The following is a 14,414-nucleotide window of genomic DNA, read 5'->3' as shown; positions in this document are numbered from 1 at the left end:
GGTCATCTTGCGCCTCTGCGGAAGGATCACCCGTCCGTGGTGGACGGGATGGACAACGGGGCCGGAGCTTTGCGCCCCGGCCCCGGCCCTGAGGCCTACGCCTCCTCGTTCACCCAGCTCATCAGCTTGCGCAGCTGCTTGCCGGTGGTCTCCAGCAGGTGCTCGGCGTCCTGGGTCTTGTACTCGTTGTACTTCTTCAGACCGCCGTGGTACTCGTCCATCCAGTTCTGGGCGAAGGTGCCGTCCTGGATCTCGGCGAGGACCTGCTTCATCTCGGCCTTGGTGGCGTCCGTGATGATGCGCGGGCCGGTGACGTAGTCGCCCCACTCGGCGGTCTCGGAGACGGACCAGCGCATCTTCTCCAGGCCGCCCTCGTACATGAGGTCGACGATCAGCTTCAGCTCGTGCAGGCACTCGAAGTAGGCGATCTCCGGCTGGTAGCCCGCCTCGACGAGGGTCTCGAAGCCGGCCTTGACCAGGGCGGAGGTGCCACCGCACAGCACGGCCTGCTCACCGAACAGGTCGGTCTCGGTCTCCTCGGTGAAGGTCGTCTTGATGACGCCGGCGCGGGTGCCGCCGATCGCCTTGGCGTACGACAGCGCCAGGTCGAAGGCGCCTCCCGTGGCGTCCTGCTCGACGGCCGCGATCGCCGGAACGCCGCGGCCCTCCTCGTACTGGCGGCGGACCAGGTGACCCGGGCCCTTCGGGGCGACCAGGGCGACGTCGACGCCGGCCGGGGGCTTGATGAAGCCGAAGCGGATGTTGAAGCCGTGGGCGAAGAACAGCGCGTCGCCGTCCTTCAGGTTCGGGGCGATGGACTCCTCGTAGACCTGGGCCTGGATCGGGTCCGGGATGAGGATCATGATGACGTCGGCCTCGGCGGCGGCCTCGGCCGGGCTCGCCACGCGCAGGCCCTGCTCCTCGGCCTTGGCCTTGGACTTGGAGCCCTCGTGCAGACCGACACGGACGTCGACACCGGAGTCGCGCAGCGACAGGGCGTGCGCGTGGCCCTGGCTGCCGTAGCCGATGACCGCGACCTTGCGGCCCTGGATGATGGACAGGTCGGCGTCAGCGTCGTAGAACAGCTCGGCCACTTTGGGTTCTCTCCTTGGTGTGCAGATGTTGCTCCCACCGTATGACGGCGGGCGGAAGTGAAGTTTCGGGGTCTCGGCATACGGGCGGCGCGAAACCGCCCGTACTCAGCCTTACGCGGATCGGTCCAGAGCGCGCAGCGAACGGTCCGTGATCGAGCGGGCGCCGCGGCCGATCGCGATCGTGCCGGACTGGACCAGCTCCTTGATGCCGTACGGCTCCAGCATCTTGAGCATGGCGGTCAGCTTGTCGTTGCTTCCGGTGGCCTCGACGGTCACGGCCTCCGGGGAGACGTCGACCGTCTTGGCGCGGAACAGCTGGACGATCTCGACGATCTGGGAGCGCGTCTCGTTGTCGGCACGCACCTTCACCAGAACGAGTTCGCGCTGAACGGCCTGCCCCGGCTCCAGCTCGACGATCTTCAGCACGTTGACGAGCTTGTTGAGCTGCTTGGTGACCTGCTCCAGCGGCAGGTCCTCGACGTTCACCACGATGGTGATGCGGGAGATGTCGGGGTGCTCGGTGACACCGACCGCGAGCGAGTCGATGTTGAAGCCACGACGCGAGAAGAGGGCGGCGATCCGGGCCAGGATGCCCGGCGTGTTCTCCACCAGGACGGAGAGCGTGTGCTTGGACATTTCTCTGTGGTCTTCCTCGCTCAGTCGTCTTCGTTGTCGCCGAAGTCGGGGCGGACGTCCCGGGCGGCCATGATCTCGTCGTTGGAGGTGCCGGCGGCGACCATCGGCCACACCATCGCGTCCTCGTGGACGATGAAGTCCACGACGACCGGGCGGTCGTTGACGGAGTTCGCCTCTTCGATGACCTTGTCCAGGTCCTCCGGGTTCTCACAGCGGATCGCGTAGCAGCCCATGGCCTCCGACAGCTTCACGAAGTCGGGGACGCGGGTACCCCTGGCGTCCGGGTTGACGTCGTTCGGGCCACTGTGCAGGACGGTGTTGGAGTACCGCTGGTTGTAGAACAGGGTCTGCCACTGGCGGACCATCCCGAGGGCGCCGTTGTTGATGATGGCGACCTTGATCGGGATGTTGTTCAGGGCGCAGGTGGTGAGTTCCTGATTGGTCATCTGGAAGCAGCCGTCGCCGTCGATCGCCCAGACCGCGCGGTCCGGCACGCCGGCCTTGGCGCCCATCGCGGCCGGGACCGCGTAGCCCATCGTCCCGGCGCCGCCGGAGTTCAGCCAGGTGGCGGGCTTCTCGTACTGGATGAAGTGCGCGGCCCACATCTGGTGCTGGCCGACGCCCGCCGCGAAGATCGTGCCCTCCGGGGCGAGCCGGCCGATCCGCTCGATGACCTGCTGCGGGGACAGCGAGCCGTCCTCGGGCTGGTCGTAGCCGAGCGGGTAGGTGTCGCGCCAGCGGTTGAGGTCCTTCCACCAGGCGGTGTAGTCGCCCTTGTGGCCCTCGCTGTGTTCCTTCTGCACGGCCTGGATCAGGTCGGCGATGACCTCGCGCGCGTCACCGACGATGGGCACGTCGGCGTCGCGGTTCTTGCCGATCTCGGCGGGGTCGATGTCGGCGTGGACGATCTTGGCGTACGGGGCGAAGCTGTCCAGCTTGCCGGTGACGCGGTCGTCGAAGCGGGCTCCGAGGGCGACGATCAGGTCGGCCTTCTGCAGCGCGGTGACGGCGGTGACCGAACCGTGCATGCCCGGCATTCCCACGTGCAGCGGGTGGCTGTCGGGGAACGCGCCGAGCGCCATCAGGGTGGTGGTGACGGGCGCTCCGGTGAGCTCGGCGAGAACCTTGAGCTCGGCGGTGGCGTGTGCCTTGAGGACACCGCCGCCGACGTAGAGGACGGGCCGCTTGGCGGAGGTGATCAGCTTGGCGGCCTCGCGGATCTGCTTGGCGTGCGGCTTGGTGACGGGCCGGTAGCCGGGCAGGTCCATGGCGGGCGGCCAGGAGAAGACGGTCTTCGCCTGGAGGGCGTCCTTGGCGATGTCGACCAGGACCGGGCCGGGGCGTCCGGTGGAGGCGATGTGGAACGCCTGCGCGATCACCCGCGGGATGTCCTCGGCCTTGGTGACGAGGAAGTTGTGCTTGGTGACGGGCATCGTGATGCCGACGATGTCCGCCTCCTGGAAGGCGTCCGTGCCGATCGCCTTGGACGCGACCTGGCCGGTGATCGCCACGAGCGGCACCGAGTCCATGTGCGCGTCGGCGATCGGCGTGACCAGGTTCGTCGCACCCGGACCAGAGGTCGCCATGCAGACGCCGACCTTGCCGGTGGCCTGCGCATAGCCCGTGGCCGCATGGCCGGCGCCCTGCTCGTGGCGGACCAGGACGTGGCGGACCCTGGTGGAGTCCATCAGCGGGTCGTACGCCGGCAGGATCGCGCCACCGGGAATGCCGAATACCGTGTCAGCGCCGACCTCCTCAAGCGAACGGATGAGGGACTGCGCACCCGTGACGTGCTCGACGGTCGCGGACTGCTGTCCTCCGGAACGGGGCCGCGGCTGCGGATGGTGGGCCCCGGGGGCCTGCTCGGTCATCGGCATTCTCTTCTCGATGCTGAGGGTTTTCGCGAAGTTCGTACGGGTTTCTACGTCCGTACGGATGGTGCTGGTGCAACAAAAAACCCCTCGTGCCAAAAGGCAAGCGAGGGGAGCGCGCCGGTGTGGTCGCTGGGGATTCCGGATCGTCCTCCGGTGCGTCCCAGCTCAGCCGACGCGCTGTCCAAGTACGAGAATTCGGGTGCGCATGGCACTGACCCTCCCCCCGACGCGCACCACGTGTCAAGTGGGTGGGACGGGAGTCTCATTATGTGAGCGAAGGGCACTTCCGCCTCCGAAGACAGCGGGCACACCACTTGTGTACACCCCCGCGCCGCCGCCCGCGAACGCCGGCTCGACCGGTCCGAGCGGAACCGGATATTGGCCGGATCCGAGCGCCCTGCGCAGCCGGTACTCGTCGAGCGGCCCGGCGAACGCCATGCCCTGCCCGTGTGTGCAGCCCATCGAGCGCAGCGCGACCACCTGCTCCGGCAGGTCCACGCCCTCGGCAACGGACTGCATGCCCAGGTCGGCGGCGATGCGCAGCAGCCCATTGGTGATCTTGTGCAGCCGCGCGGACTCGACGACGCCCTCGACCAGACTGCGGTCGAGTTTCAGCACGTCGACGGGGAGCCGCCGCAGGGCGGTGATCGCCGCGTAGCCGCTGCCGAAGCCGTCCAGCGCGATCCGGACACCCAGCCGCTTGAGGGCGCCCAGACGCCGCTCCAGCTCGTCCAGCGAGACCCGGGGGTCGGTGTCGGACAGCTCGATCACCAGTGAGCCGGAGGGCAGCCCGTACCGCGTGAGCAGGGCCTCCACCGAACCGAGCGGCATCGACCGGTCGAGCAGCCGCCGGGCGGACATGCGGACGCCCACGGGCACGGCGAGCCCCGTCCCGGCGCGCTCGGCGGCCTGCTCCACCGCCTCCTCCAGGATCCAGCGGTCCAGTTCGGAGGTCTTGTCGCTGTCCTCGGCGACCCGCAGGAACTCGGCCGGGGTGAACAGCACCCCCTGGGAGGAGCGCCAGCGCGCCTGCGCGGAGACCGCTGTGATCCGGCCGTTGGCCAGGCACACCACCGGCTGGTGCAGCAGGGCGAACTCGCCGTCGTGCAGCGCGGCACGCAGGCGCGTGGCCAGCTCCGCCTTCCGTACGACGTCCTGCTGCATCTGCGGCTTGTACAGCTCGACCCGGCCCTTTCCGGCCGACTTGGCGCGGTACATGGCGAGGTCGGCGTTGCGCAGCAACTCGCCCGCGCCCAGGCCCGGCTCGGCGAAGGCGACGCCGATGGAGGCGTTGACACGGACATCGTTGCCGTCAATGAGATACGGCTGGGAGAGGGTCAGCCTGAGGCGGTCGGCGAGCTCCAGGATGTGCCGCTCCCGGGCACTGCGGTCACGGGTGCCGTCCCCGACGATCAGGGCCGCGAACTCGTCGCCGCCCAGCCGGGAGGCGGTGTCCCCGTGCCGCACCGCGTCGTGGAGTCTGCGGGCGGCCTGGACGAGCAGCTCGTCCCCGGCCTGGTGCCCGATCGTGTCGTTGACGGCCTTGAATCCGTCCAGGTCGATGAAGAGGACGGCGGTGCCGCGCAGATGGGCGCCGCGGTCGGAGGCGCGGCGGCCGGACACGGCCTGCTGCACACGCTGGGTGAACAGCGCGCGGTTGGGCAGGTCCGTGAGCGGGTCGTGCTCGGCGTTGTGCTGGAGCTGCGCCTGCAGCCGCACCCTCTCCGTCACGTCCCGGCTGTTGAAGATGAGGCCGCCGTGGTGGCGGTTGACCGTGGACTCGACGTTGAGCCAGCCTCCCCCACCACCGGACTGGAACCGGCACTCGATGCGGGTGGTGGGTTCCTCCAGGGGGCTGGCGGCGAGGAACCGGCGCACCTCGTGCACCACGCAGCCCAGGTCCTCCGGGTGGATGAGACTGGCCAGTTCGGTGCCCACCAGGTCCTCCGCGGGCCGGCCGTAGACCCCGGCGGCGGCCGGGGAGACGTAGCGGAGGATGCCGTTGGGCGCGGCGATCATGATGACGTCGCTGGAGCCCTGGACCAGGGAGCGGAAGTGGTTCTCCTTCTGGGCCAGTTCCTGGGTGAGCGTGATGTTGTCGAGCAGCATGATGCCCTGGCGCACGACGAGCGCGAGCACGACGGCACCGGCGGTGATGAGCACTACGTGGTCGGGACTGCGGCCGTTGAGGACGTTGTACAGGATGCCCAGCGTGCACACGGCCGCGGCCAGGTACGGGGTGAGCGCGGCCAGCGAGCCGGTGAGGGGCCGGCCGGCCGGATACCGGCTGTGATCACCTCCCTGGGCGGGCCCGGGCACCTGCGGGTGGTCGGCCTGGGGGTGATTGGTCTGCGGGTGGTCGGCCTGCGGACGGTCGGCCTGCCGGTGCTCGGCCTGCGGGTGGCCGGCCGCGCGCTGGCCGGGCACGTGCTCGTGGACCACGCGCGTGTGCCCGTCGCCGCCGTGCCGCTCGGGATCCGGCCGGACTTGGCGCCGGGGTGCGGCCCAGGGCGCGTACGCGAGGAGCAGCGAACCGGCGAACCAGCCCGCGTCGAGCAGTTGGCCGGAGTGGTAGCTGCTGTGCAGCAGCGGCGAGGTGAACAGGGCGTCGCACATCACGGTCAGGGCGAGCGCGCCGATGGCGGTGTTGACCGCCGTGCGGTTGCCGGGCGAGCGCCGGAAGTGCAGCGCGAGCACCATGCTGACCAGGGCGATGTCGAGCAGCGGATACGCCAGCGACAGCGCGGTGTGCGCCACGCTCGGCCCGTCGAACCTGGCCGCCTGGGCGAGCGCCAGGCTCCAGGAGAGGGTGAGCAGCGAGCCGCCGATCAGCCAGGCGTCGAGCGCCAGGCAGATCCATCCCGCCTTCGTCACCGGCCGCTTGGCCAGCACCAGCAGCCCCACGATGGCAGGCGGCGCGAAGCACAGGAAGAACAGATCGGCGTAGCTGGGGCTGGGCACGGGCTGGTCCAGGACGACCTCGTACCACCCCCAGATCGCGTTGCCCAGAGCCGCCATCGCCGAGGAGAGGGCGAACAGCAGCCAGGCGGGTCGAAAGCGGACCCGGGGTGTGCGCGCGTAGAGGAAGCACGAGACGGCGGCGGTGCCCGCCGCGGCGGTCAGTCCGAAGTCACCCATGATCAGCGCGACTTCGTTCGAACCCCAGCCGAGCGCGGAACCGACGGCGTATCCCGCGCTCAACAGGGCCAGGCCGAGTTGGTGGACCAGACCGGACCCGCCGCCGAGAGCCGGCGGCCGGGGCAGTGGCGTCCTCGACGGAGGCTGCACCCGCAGCGTCCCGTTGAGGGCGGTCGGCACAACGGGCGGCGGGCTCACCGGGTGCTCCCGGTCCGCGTCGCTCCCGGGTCCCTCGGGCCTCGGGGCGTTGGGTGCGCATGCCTCCTGCGTCCGCTGGGCCTGCGGTGGTGGTGATGGCTGCTGTGGTGGCCGCGTCTGCGCGCGGTCGTGCGCCAGGGTCGCCGCCGGCGGCTCCGCCGCGTCGGATCGTTCGTCCATAGGCCGTGCATCGCCCGTCGCCCCCCTCACATATCTGAAATGTCCATCCCCGGCGCCGAACGGTGCGCGGCGCAGCCCCTGTCGGGACGATACACCAGTATCGTCACTCAGGGACATAGCTTCTCTACGCTCCGTGACGACCAGCGGCGATGAGCGCACGCACCGCGTCCGGAAGATTGCGGAGGGTACCCGAAGCGGATTACACGCCTGTTGCGCCCGTCGTCATGCGCCGGTGGAGCCCGTCGTTAGGATCACGTTGCGCAGGGGCTCCCGGTTCACGAATCGGTGCAACTGGTCCACCAGCAGCCGCTTGGCGCGCGGCAGGAAGGCCGAGGTGGGCCCGCCGACGTGCGGGCTGATCAGCACGCCGGGCGCCTGCCACAGGGGATGCCCCGGGGGCAGCGGCTCCGGGTCGGTGACATCGAGGGCCGCGCTGAGCCGCCCGGTCTCCAGCTCCGTGAGCAGGGCCTTCGTGTCGACGACCGGTCCGCGGGCGACGTTCACGAGCAGTGCCCCGTCCTTCATCCGGGCCAGGAACTCGGCGTCGACCAGGCCTTTCGTGGACTCCGTCAGGGGCGTGGACAGGATGACGACGTCCGCTTCCGGAAGCAGGGCGGGCAGTTCGGTGAGCGGGTGCACCGGGCCGCGCGCCGTGGTGCGCTCGGAGCGCGCGACGCGCGCCACCCGCGCGACCTCGAAGGGCACGAGCCGGTCCTCGATGGCGGAGCCGATGGAGCCGTAGCCGACGATCAGGACGGACTTGTCGGCCAGGGCGGGGTGGAACTCGCTCTGCCACTGCCCCTGTTGCTGCGCCAGGACGAATTTCGGGATGCCACGCAGGGCGGCGAGGGTGAGGGTGAGCGCGAGCTCGGCGGTGCTCGCCTCGTGCACACCGCGCGCATTGCAGAGCCGGACGCCGGGCACGATGGACGACAGCCGCGCGGTGACGTCGTCGACGCCGGCCGTGAGGGTCTGGACGACCTGGAGGTTCCGCATCGGCTCCAGGGGGCGCACCTTGACGGACTGGCGCTTCATGTACGGCACCACGTACACCACACAATCCGCGGGATCGCCGGGAAACGCCTGATTCCCGTCCTTGCCCCCGTCCCAGAACAGGTAGTTCAGCCCGCCGGGAAGCCCCTCGATGTCCTGCGGCGGAATGGGAAGCCATACGTCTGAAGTCATGGTCAGGAGGCTATGTCAGGCACCCGGGCAGGCAGAGGTTAGGTTGGGGGGCCGGTAGAGGGAGGTTCACGAGCAGGTGGAGCGCAGGACGATCGGCGCGGGGGCGCTCGCGGTGGGGGCCGTCGGACTTGGATGCATGCCGATGAGCTGGGCGTACAGCTCGTCGCGGCAGCGGGGGGACGAGTCGCTCAGGGCGGTGCATCGGGCGCTGGACCTGGGCTCGACGCTGCTGGACACGGCCGACATGTACGGGCCGTTCACCAATGAGCTGCTGCTGGGCCGGGTGCTGAAGCAGCGGCGCGACGACGCCTTCGTGTCGACGAAGGTGGGCCTGCTGGTGGGCGATCAGCACATCGTGGCCAACGGGCGGCCCGGATATGTGAAGCGGGCCTGCGACGCCTCGCTGCGCAGGCTGCAGACGGATGTGATCGACCTCTATCAACTGCACCGCGCCGACCCGGAGGTCCCCGTCGAGGAGACGTGGGGCGCGATGGGGGAGCTGGTGCGGGCCGGGAAGGTACGGGCGCTGGGGCTGTGCGCGGTGGGCGCGCGGGGCGGACGCCGGTCCGGGGCGCGGCTGCACGACGCGACGCTCCGGCAGCTGAAGCGGGTGCAGCAGGTCTTTCCGGTGAGCGCGGTGCAGGCCGAGCTGTCGGTGTGGTCGCCGGAGGCCCTGGACGCGCTGCTGCCGTGGTGCGAGGCGCGGGGCATCGGCTTCCTGGCGGCGATGCCGCTGGGCAACGGGTTCCTGACCGGCACGCTCACTCCGGGCGAGGGGTTCGAACCCGACGACCTGCGGGCCCGCCACCCCCGCTTCACGGCCGAGATGATGGCCGCCAACCAGCCGATCGTCGCGGGCCTGCGCCGGGTGGCCCGCCGGCACGGGGAAGAGGTCACCCCCGCACAGGTGGCGCTGGCCTGGGTGCTGTCCCAGAGCCGGCACGTGGTCCCGGTCCCCGGCACCAAGCACTACCGATGGGCCACCGAGAACGCCGACGCGGTCGACGTACACCTGACCCCGGAAGACCTGACGGCACTGTCCCGGCTGCCACCCGCAAAGGGATCGTGGGACTGAAGCGGCCGGCGGGGCTCCGATTCCGGGGATCGGGAACCCGGACGATACGACCAGCTGTGGGGAGCCTGCCGCCGGGCCTGCACCGGGTGGCCCGCCTGCACCGAGCACTACCGATGGGCCACGAAGAACGCCGACGCGGTCGACGTACGGCTCACCCCGCAGGACCTGACGGCACTGTCCCGGCTGCCACCCGCACAGGGATCGTGGGACTGAAGCGGCCGGCGGGGCTCCGATTCCGGGGATCGGGAACCCGGACGATACAACCAGCTGTGGGGAGCCTGCCGCCGGGCCTGCACCGGGTGGCCCGCCTGCACCGAGCACTACCGATGGGCCACGAAGAACGCCGACGCGTGCGACGTACGGCTCACCCCGGAAGACCTGACGGCATTGTCCCGGCTGCCGCCCGCACAGGGATCGTGGGACTGAGACGGCCCGGACCCGCTCGATTCCGGGGGATCGGGAACCCTGACGGTGCGAGCGGGTGTATGAGAAGTAGGACCCGCCGCCGGGGCGCCGCGTCGAAGGGACGATGATCGTGCAACGTCGAGCTGTGTCGACCGTAGTGGCCGCGGCCGCGCTCCTGCTGACGGCCGGCTGTTCCTCCGGAGGAGGGGGAGCCCCGTTCGGGGGGCTGAGTACGACACCGAAGGGGACGGCGTCCAACGGCTCCCCGTCCGGGGCGGCGACCGAGCCGACCCCGCCCGCGAAGGGCTCGGTGAAGGTGCTGCGCACCGTGACCGAGGACCTGAAGACCCCGTGGGGCCTGGCTCCCCTGCCGGACGGCGGGCTGCTCGTGTCCTCGCGTGACGACGGGACGATCACCCGGGTGGACGAGAAGACGGGCAAGAAGACGGAGCTGGGCACGGTCTCCGGGGTGTCCGCGGCCGGCGAGGGAGGCCTCCTGGGCATCGCCCTCTCCCCCGACTACGCCTCGGACCACATGATCTACGCGTACTTCACCTCGGCCTCGGACAACCGCATCGTCCGCATGATCTACGACGAGCACAGGCCCGCCGGTGATCAGCTGGGCGCCCCGGACACGATCTTCAAGGGCATTCCCAAGGGCTACATCCACAACGGCGGCCGGATCGCGTTCGGCCCGGACAACATGCTCTACGCGGGCACCGGCGAGAGCGGGCAGCGGGGCCTCGCCCAGGACAAGAAGTCGCTGGGCGGCAAGATCCTGCGCATGACCCCGGAGGGCGCGCCGGCCCCGGGCAACCCGTTCCCCGACTCCCCCGTGTACACCTACGGCCACCGCAATGTGCAGGGCCTCGCCTGGGACGACAAACAGCGCCTGTTCGCCTCGGAGTTCGGCCAGGACACCTGGGACGAGCTGAACGCGATCAAGCCCGGCGACAACTACGGCTGGCCGGAGGCGGAGGGCAGGTCGTCCGACCCCGCCTACCACAACCCGATCGCCCAGTGGCACACCGACGAGGCCTCCCCCAGCGGCATCGCCCATGTCGACGGGGTCATCTGGATGGCGGCGCTGAAGGGACAGCGGCTGTGGCGCATCCCCCTGAAGGGCACGCAGACCTCGGCGGCCCCGCAGGCCTTCCTCACCGGCGAGTACGGCCGCCTGCGCACGGTGGTCGCGGCGGGCGGCCACAAGGTGTGGCTGGTCACCAGCAACACTGACGGCCGGGGCACGCCGAAGAAGGGCGACGACCGGATCCTGGAACTGGAGGTGCGCTGACGGTCTGCCTACTCCTCCACGGGCTCGTCCGAGGGCTCCGGCCGACGCACGACGACCTTCCCGGATTCGAGGTCTATCGGCCCGCGCCCGGGATCGTTGTCCCCGACGTCCTCCCGGGTCAGCTCCAGCCTGTTCCGCTCGTCTCGGGTGTGCTTACGGCCCGGTGCGAACAGTTCCTCGAAGATGTTGAACACGGCGCCTCCCCCATGCCGGTCCTCACGGTGTCGGACTCACCCCGCCGTCCTGGCGCGGTGCGGGCCGGACGGAAACAGCCCCAGCCGATGGGCCACCGCCGCCGCCTCGCCCCTTCCTGAGACGCCGAGCTTGCCCAGGATGTTCGACACGTGGACGCTCGCGGTCTTCGGGGAGATGAAGAGTTCCTCGGCTATCTGCCGGTTGGTGCGGCCGGCCGAGACCAGGCGGAGCACATCGCGTTCCCTGCTGGTGAGGCCGAGCGCCTCGACGGGGTCGGCGGGGCCGGGCATCTGCCGCGGGGCGCGGTCCAGGCCGAGGCGGGCGCGCTGGGCGAGGAGTGCCACGGAGTCGGCCAGCGGGCGGGCGCCGAGGTGGTCGGCGACGGCCCGGGCCAGGCGCAGCAGTTCCGTGGCCCGGTCGCGCTCGTCGTCGCCGCCGTCGGTGAGCAGGGCCTGGGCGAGGCGCCGGCGGACGCGGGCGAGGTCGTAGGGGCGCTCCAGCGACTCGAAGGAGGTGACCACCTCCGACCAGATATCCGGGGTGTCCGTGCCCTTGGCACGGTGGAGTTCGGCGCGGACCCATCTCTCGTGGGCGAGCCAGACGGGTGCGCCGGTGGTGAGTTTCCCGGCGGTGTCGCGCACCCGGTCGAGGACCTCGGCGCGGCCGGGCTCCGCGGCGGGCAGGGTACGGGCGTCGGCCTCGGCGGTGGCGGCGGCCAGGAGCAGGGGCCAGGCGTAGCGGTTCGTGCCGGGCGGGAGGCCGGCGTCCAGGGCGTGCTCCAGTTCGGCGCGGGCGTCCAGCAGCCGGCCTTCCGCGGCGGCCACGCCGACGGCGGTGCGGGCGAGGGGCAGCCACTGCTGGGGCATGGGGTCGTGGGTGCCGAAGTGCTCGCGGGCCGCGGCGAGCCGGCGGGCGGCCTCGGCGAGGTCGCCGCGGCCCAGGGCGAGATGGGCCAGGCACATGGCGGCCGTGCCGAGCGGTTTGGCGCTCGGTCCCCGGTGGGCCGCGTCGACCGCGGCGCGTGCGGCCTCTTCCCAGCGGCCGAGGGAGTACAGAGACTGGGAGAGGTTGGCCCACACCCAGGCCTCGGAGCCCAGCAGACCGAACTTCCGGGTGAAGCGGGTGCCTTCCTCCAGGATGGGGGTGGCCTCCCGGGAGCGGCCGACCGCTTCGAGCTCGGAGGGGAGGTTCACATAGGCACGGCCGGCGACGTAGGGGAAGCCCTCCCTCAGTGCCTGCTCCTTGACCCGGAACATCTCGGCGAGGCCCGCCTCGACCGCGCCCGAGTCGACCATGAGGCCGCCGAGCGTGACGCGTGCGTTCAGCTCCGTCTCACGGGCGTCGACCATGCGCGCGTACTCCACGGCCCGTTCGGCGGCGGCGAGGGCCTCGGGGCCGGGCTCGTGCAGCATCGACCAGTTGGCGACGCTGCTCAGCACCTCGGCGTGCACCTCTGAGGGCGGCAGACCGCGCACCAGGCCCTGGGCCATGGCCAGTTCGTGCCGGCCGTCGCCGCGCCCCTGTGCCTGGACCAGGCTGGAGCGCTGGTTCCAGAACCAGGCCGCACGGAGGGGGACTCCGCTGCCGGAACACGGTTGCGAGCCTGGGGGAAGGTCGTCCTCGTCCTCCAGCAGGCGCAGCGCCCGCTTGGTGATCTTCAGGGCCCGCTCGCGCTCCCCGCACAGCCGCCCGGCGACGGCGGCCTCCGCCATCAGGTCGAGGAAGCGCAGGGGTGAGGTGGCGGGGTCGCAGGCGCAGGGGGGATAGACGTCGGTGTAGTCGACGGGGCGCAGGGCGGTCCGTACGTCCTCGGGGGCGGTGTCCCACAGCTCCATCGCCCTCTCCAGCAGCCGTAGTTGCTCGCTGTAGGCGTGCCGGCGGCGGGCGACGACGGAGGCGTCCAGGACGGCGGGCAGGGCCTTGGCGGGGTCGTGGGCCTGGTACCAGTAGCTGGCCAGGCGCATGTCGCGCTCGTCGGCGGGGACGAGCGTGGGGTCGGCCTCCAGGGCCTCGGCGTAGCGGCGGTTGAGGCGGGAGCGTTCGCCGGGCAGCAGGTCGTCGGCGACGGCCTCGCGGACCAGGGAGTGGCGGAAGCGGTACCCGTCGCCGCCGGGTGCGGCGATGAGGATGTTGGCGTTCACGGTTGCCCGCAGCGCCTCGATGAGGTCGTCCTCGGCGAGCCGGGCGACGGCGGCGAGCAGCCGGTACTCGACGGTGGAGCCGCCCTCGGCGACGATCCGGGCGACCCGCTGGGCGGACTCCGGCAGCGTCTCGACGCGTACGAGGAGCAGGTCGCGCAGGGAGTCGGTGAGTCCGGTGCAGCAGCCCTCGTGGGCGGCGACGGCGAGTTCCTCGACGAAGAACGCGTTGCCGTCGGAGCGCCGGAAGATCTCCTGGACCTGGGCGGGGTCCGGTTCGGCGGCCAGGATACCGGCGATCTGGCGGCCGACCTCGGCGCGGTTGAAGCGGGCGAGTTCGAGGCGGCGGACGGTGCGCAGCCGGTCGAGTTCGGCGAGCAGCGGGCGCAGGGGGTGGCGGCGGTGGATGTCGTCGGAGCGGTAGGTGGCGAGGACGACGAGGCGGCCGGTGCGCAGGGTGCGCAGGAGGTAGGACAGGAGGTGCCGGGTGGAGGCGTCGGCCCAGTGGAGGTCCTCCAGGGCGACGACGACCGTGCGGTCGGCGGCGACGCGTTCCAGCAGTCGGGCGGTGAGTTCGAAGAGGCGGGCCATGCCCTCCTCGTCGTGCCGCCCGGTGGCCCGGGTCGGTGCGGCCTCGTCCAGCTCGGGCAGGAGCCGGGCCAGTTCCTCCTCCTGGCCCGCGGCCGCGGCCGCGAGTTCGCCGGGCAGAGCGCGGCGCAGGGCGCGCAGCGCGGTGGAGAAGGGCGCGAACGGCAGTCCGTCGGCACCGATCTCGACACAGCCGCCGAGCGCCACGACGGCGCCCCGGCGGCAGGCGGCGGTGGCGAATTCCTCGACGAGGCGGGTCTTGCCGACGCCCGCCTCGCCGCCGACCACCCATGCCTGCGGCTCGCCCGTGTCGGCACGGGCGAGCGCTTCGTTCAGCATCTCCAACTCATCGGTACGGCCGACGAAGACGGGACTGACGGACCTGGTCTCCACGGGTCCGAGCATCGCACGGGG

Annotated in this window: 9 protein-coding genes; 2 read left to right on the top strand and 7 right to left on the bottom strand. The window is 71.2% G+C overall.

Going from position 1 to position 14,414, the window contains the following annotated elements:
• Positions 1-95 precede the first annotated feature (95 nt).
• The 5 genes from ilvC to AB0I54_RS40365 form a co-directional block, all read right to left on the bottom strand.
• On the bottom strand, positions 96-1,094 hold the full coding sequence (gene ilvC / locus AB0I54_RS40385; protein WP_363301315.1) for a ketol-acid reductoisomerase: 999 nt from the start codon (positions 1,092-1,094) through the stop codon (positions 96-98).
• A gap of 111 nt (positions 1,095-1,205) precedes the next feature.
• On the bottom strand, positions 1,206-1,730 hold the full coding sequence (ilvN, locus tag AB0I54_RS40380; protein WP_363301314.1) for an acetolactate synthase small subunit: 525 nt from the start codon (positions 1,728-1,730) through the stop codon (positions 1,206-1,208).
• Between the two features lie 20 nt (positions 1,731-1,750).
• Positions 1,751-3,601, bottom strand: a complete 1,851-nt coding sequence (locus AB0I54_RS40375; RefSeq protein ID WP_363301313.1) for an acetolactate synthase large subunit — start codon at positions 3,599-3,601, stop codon at positions 1,751-1,753.
• A gap of 243 nt (positions 3,602-3,844) precedes the next feature.
• Positions 3,845-6,940 (bottom strand): EAL domain-containing protein, encoded by a 3,096-nt coding sequence (locus AB0I54_RS40370; protein WP_363301351.1) that lies wholly within the window; start codon positions 6,938-6,940, stop codon positions 3,845-3,847.
• A gap of 402 nt (positions 6,941-7,342) precedes the next feature.
• Entirely contained in the window at positions 7,343-8,305 is a 963-nt protein-coding gene (locus AB0I54_RS40365; protein ID WP_363301312.1) for a 2-hydroxyacid dehydrogenase, read from the bottom strand.
• A 76-nt stretch (positions 8,306-8,381) separates the two neighbouring features.
• Here AB0I54_RS40365 and AB0I54_RS40360 point away from each other — a divergent pair, with 76 nt between their 5' ends.
• Both AB0I54_RS40360 and AB0I54_RS40355 read left to right on the top strand, forming a co-directional pair.
• Positions 8,382-9,380 (top strand): aldo/keto reductase, encoded by a 999-nt coding sequence (locus tag AB0I54_RS40360; RefSeq protein ID WP_363301311.1) that lies wholly within the window; start codon positions 8,382-8,384, stop codon positions 9,378-9,380.
• Between the two features lie 550 nt (positions 9,381-9,930).
• On the top strand, positions 9,931-11,079 hold the full coding sequence (locus tag AB0I54_RS40355; protein WP_363301310.1) for a PQQ-dependent sugar dehydrogenase: 1,149 nt from the start codon (positions 9,931-9,933) through the stop codon (positions 11,077-11,079).
• Positions 11,080-11,087: 8 nt separating this feature from the next.
• On the opposite strand, the gene AB0I54_RS40350 is transcribed toward AB0I54_RS40355, so the two are convergent.
• Positions 11,088-11,273 carry a DUF6191 domain-containing protein gene (locus AB0I54_RS40350; protein WP_363301309.1) on the bottom strand — a complete coding sequence of 62 codons (186 nt, stop codon included), beginning with the start codon at positions 11,271-11,273 and terminating at the stop codon, positions 11,088-11,090.
• A 36-nt stretch (positions 11,274-11,309) separates the two neighbouring features.
• Positions 11,310-14,405, bottom strand: coding sequence for an AAA family ATPase (locus AB0I54_RS40345; RefSeq protein WP_363301350.1), 3,096 nt, complete (start codon positions 14,403-14,405; stop codon positions 11,310-11,312).
• Positions 14,406-14,414: the final 9 nt, after the last annotated feature.

Origin of the sequence: Streptomyces sp. NPDC050625, from assembly GCF_040654755.1 — a bacterium.
Taxonomy (GTDB): Bacteria; Actinomycetota; Actinomycetes; order Streptomycetales; family Streptomycetaceae; genus Streptomyces.
The sequence above is the reverse complement of the archived record's forward strand: the minus strand, read 5'-3'. Positions and strand labels throughout refer to the sequence as shown.

Coding starts and splice junctions, on each gene's coding strand:
- ilvN (WP_363301314.1), bottom strand. CDS start 1,730: ATGTCCAAGCACACGCTCTCCGTCCTGGTGGAGAACACGCCGGGCATC.
- AB0I54_RS40345 (WP_363301350.1), bottom strand. CDS start 14,405: ATGCTCGGACCCGTGGAGACCAGGTCCGTCAGTCCCGTCTTCGTCGGC.
- AB0I54_RS40375 (WP_363301313.1), bottom strand. CDS start 3,601: ATGACCGAGCAGGCCCCCGGGGCCCACCATCCGCAGCCGCGGCCCCGT.
- AB0I54_RS40365 (WP_363301312.1), bottom strand. CDS start 8,305: ATGACTTCAGACGTATGGCTTCCCATTCCGCCGCAGGACATCGAGGGG.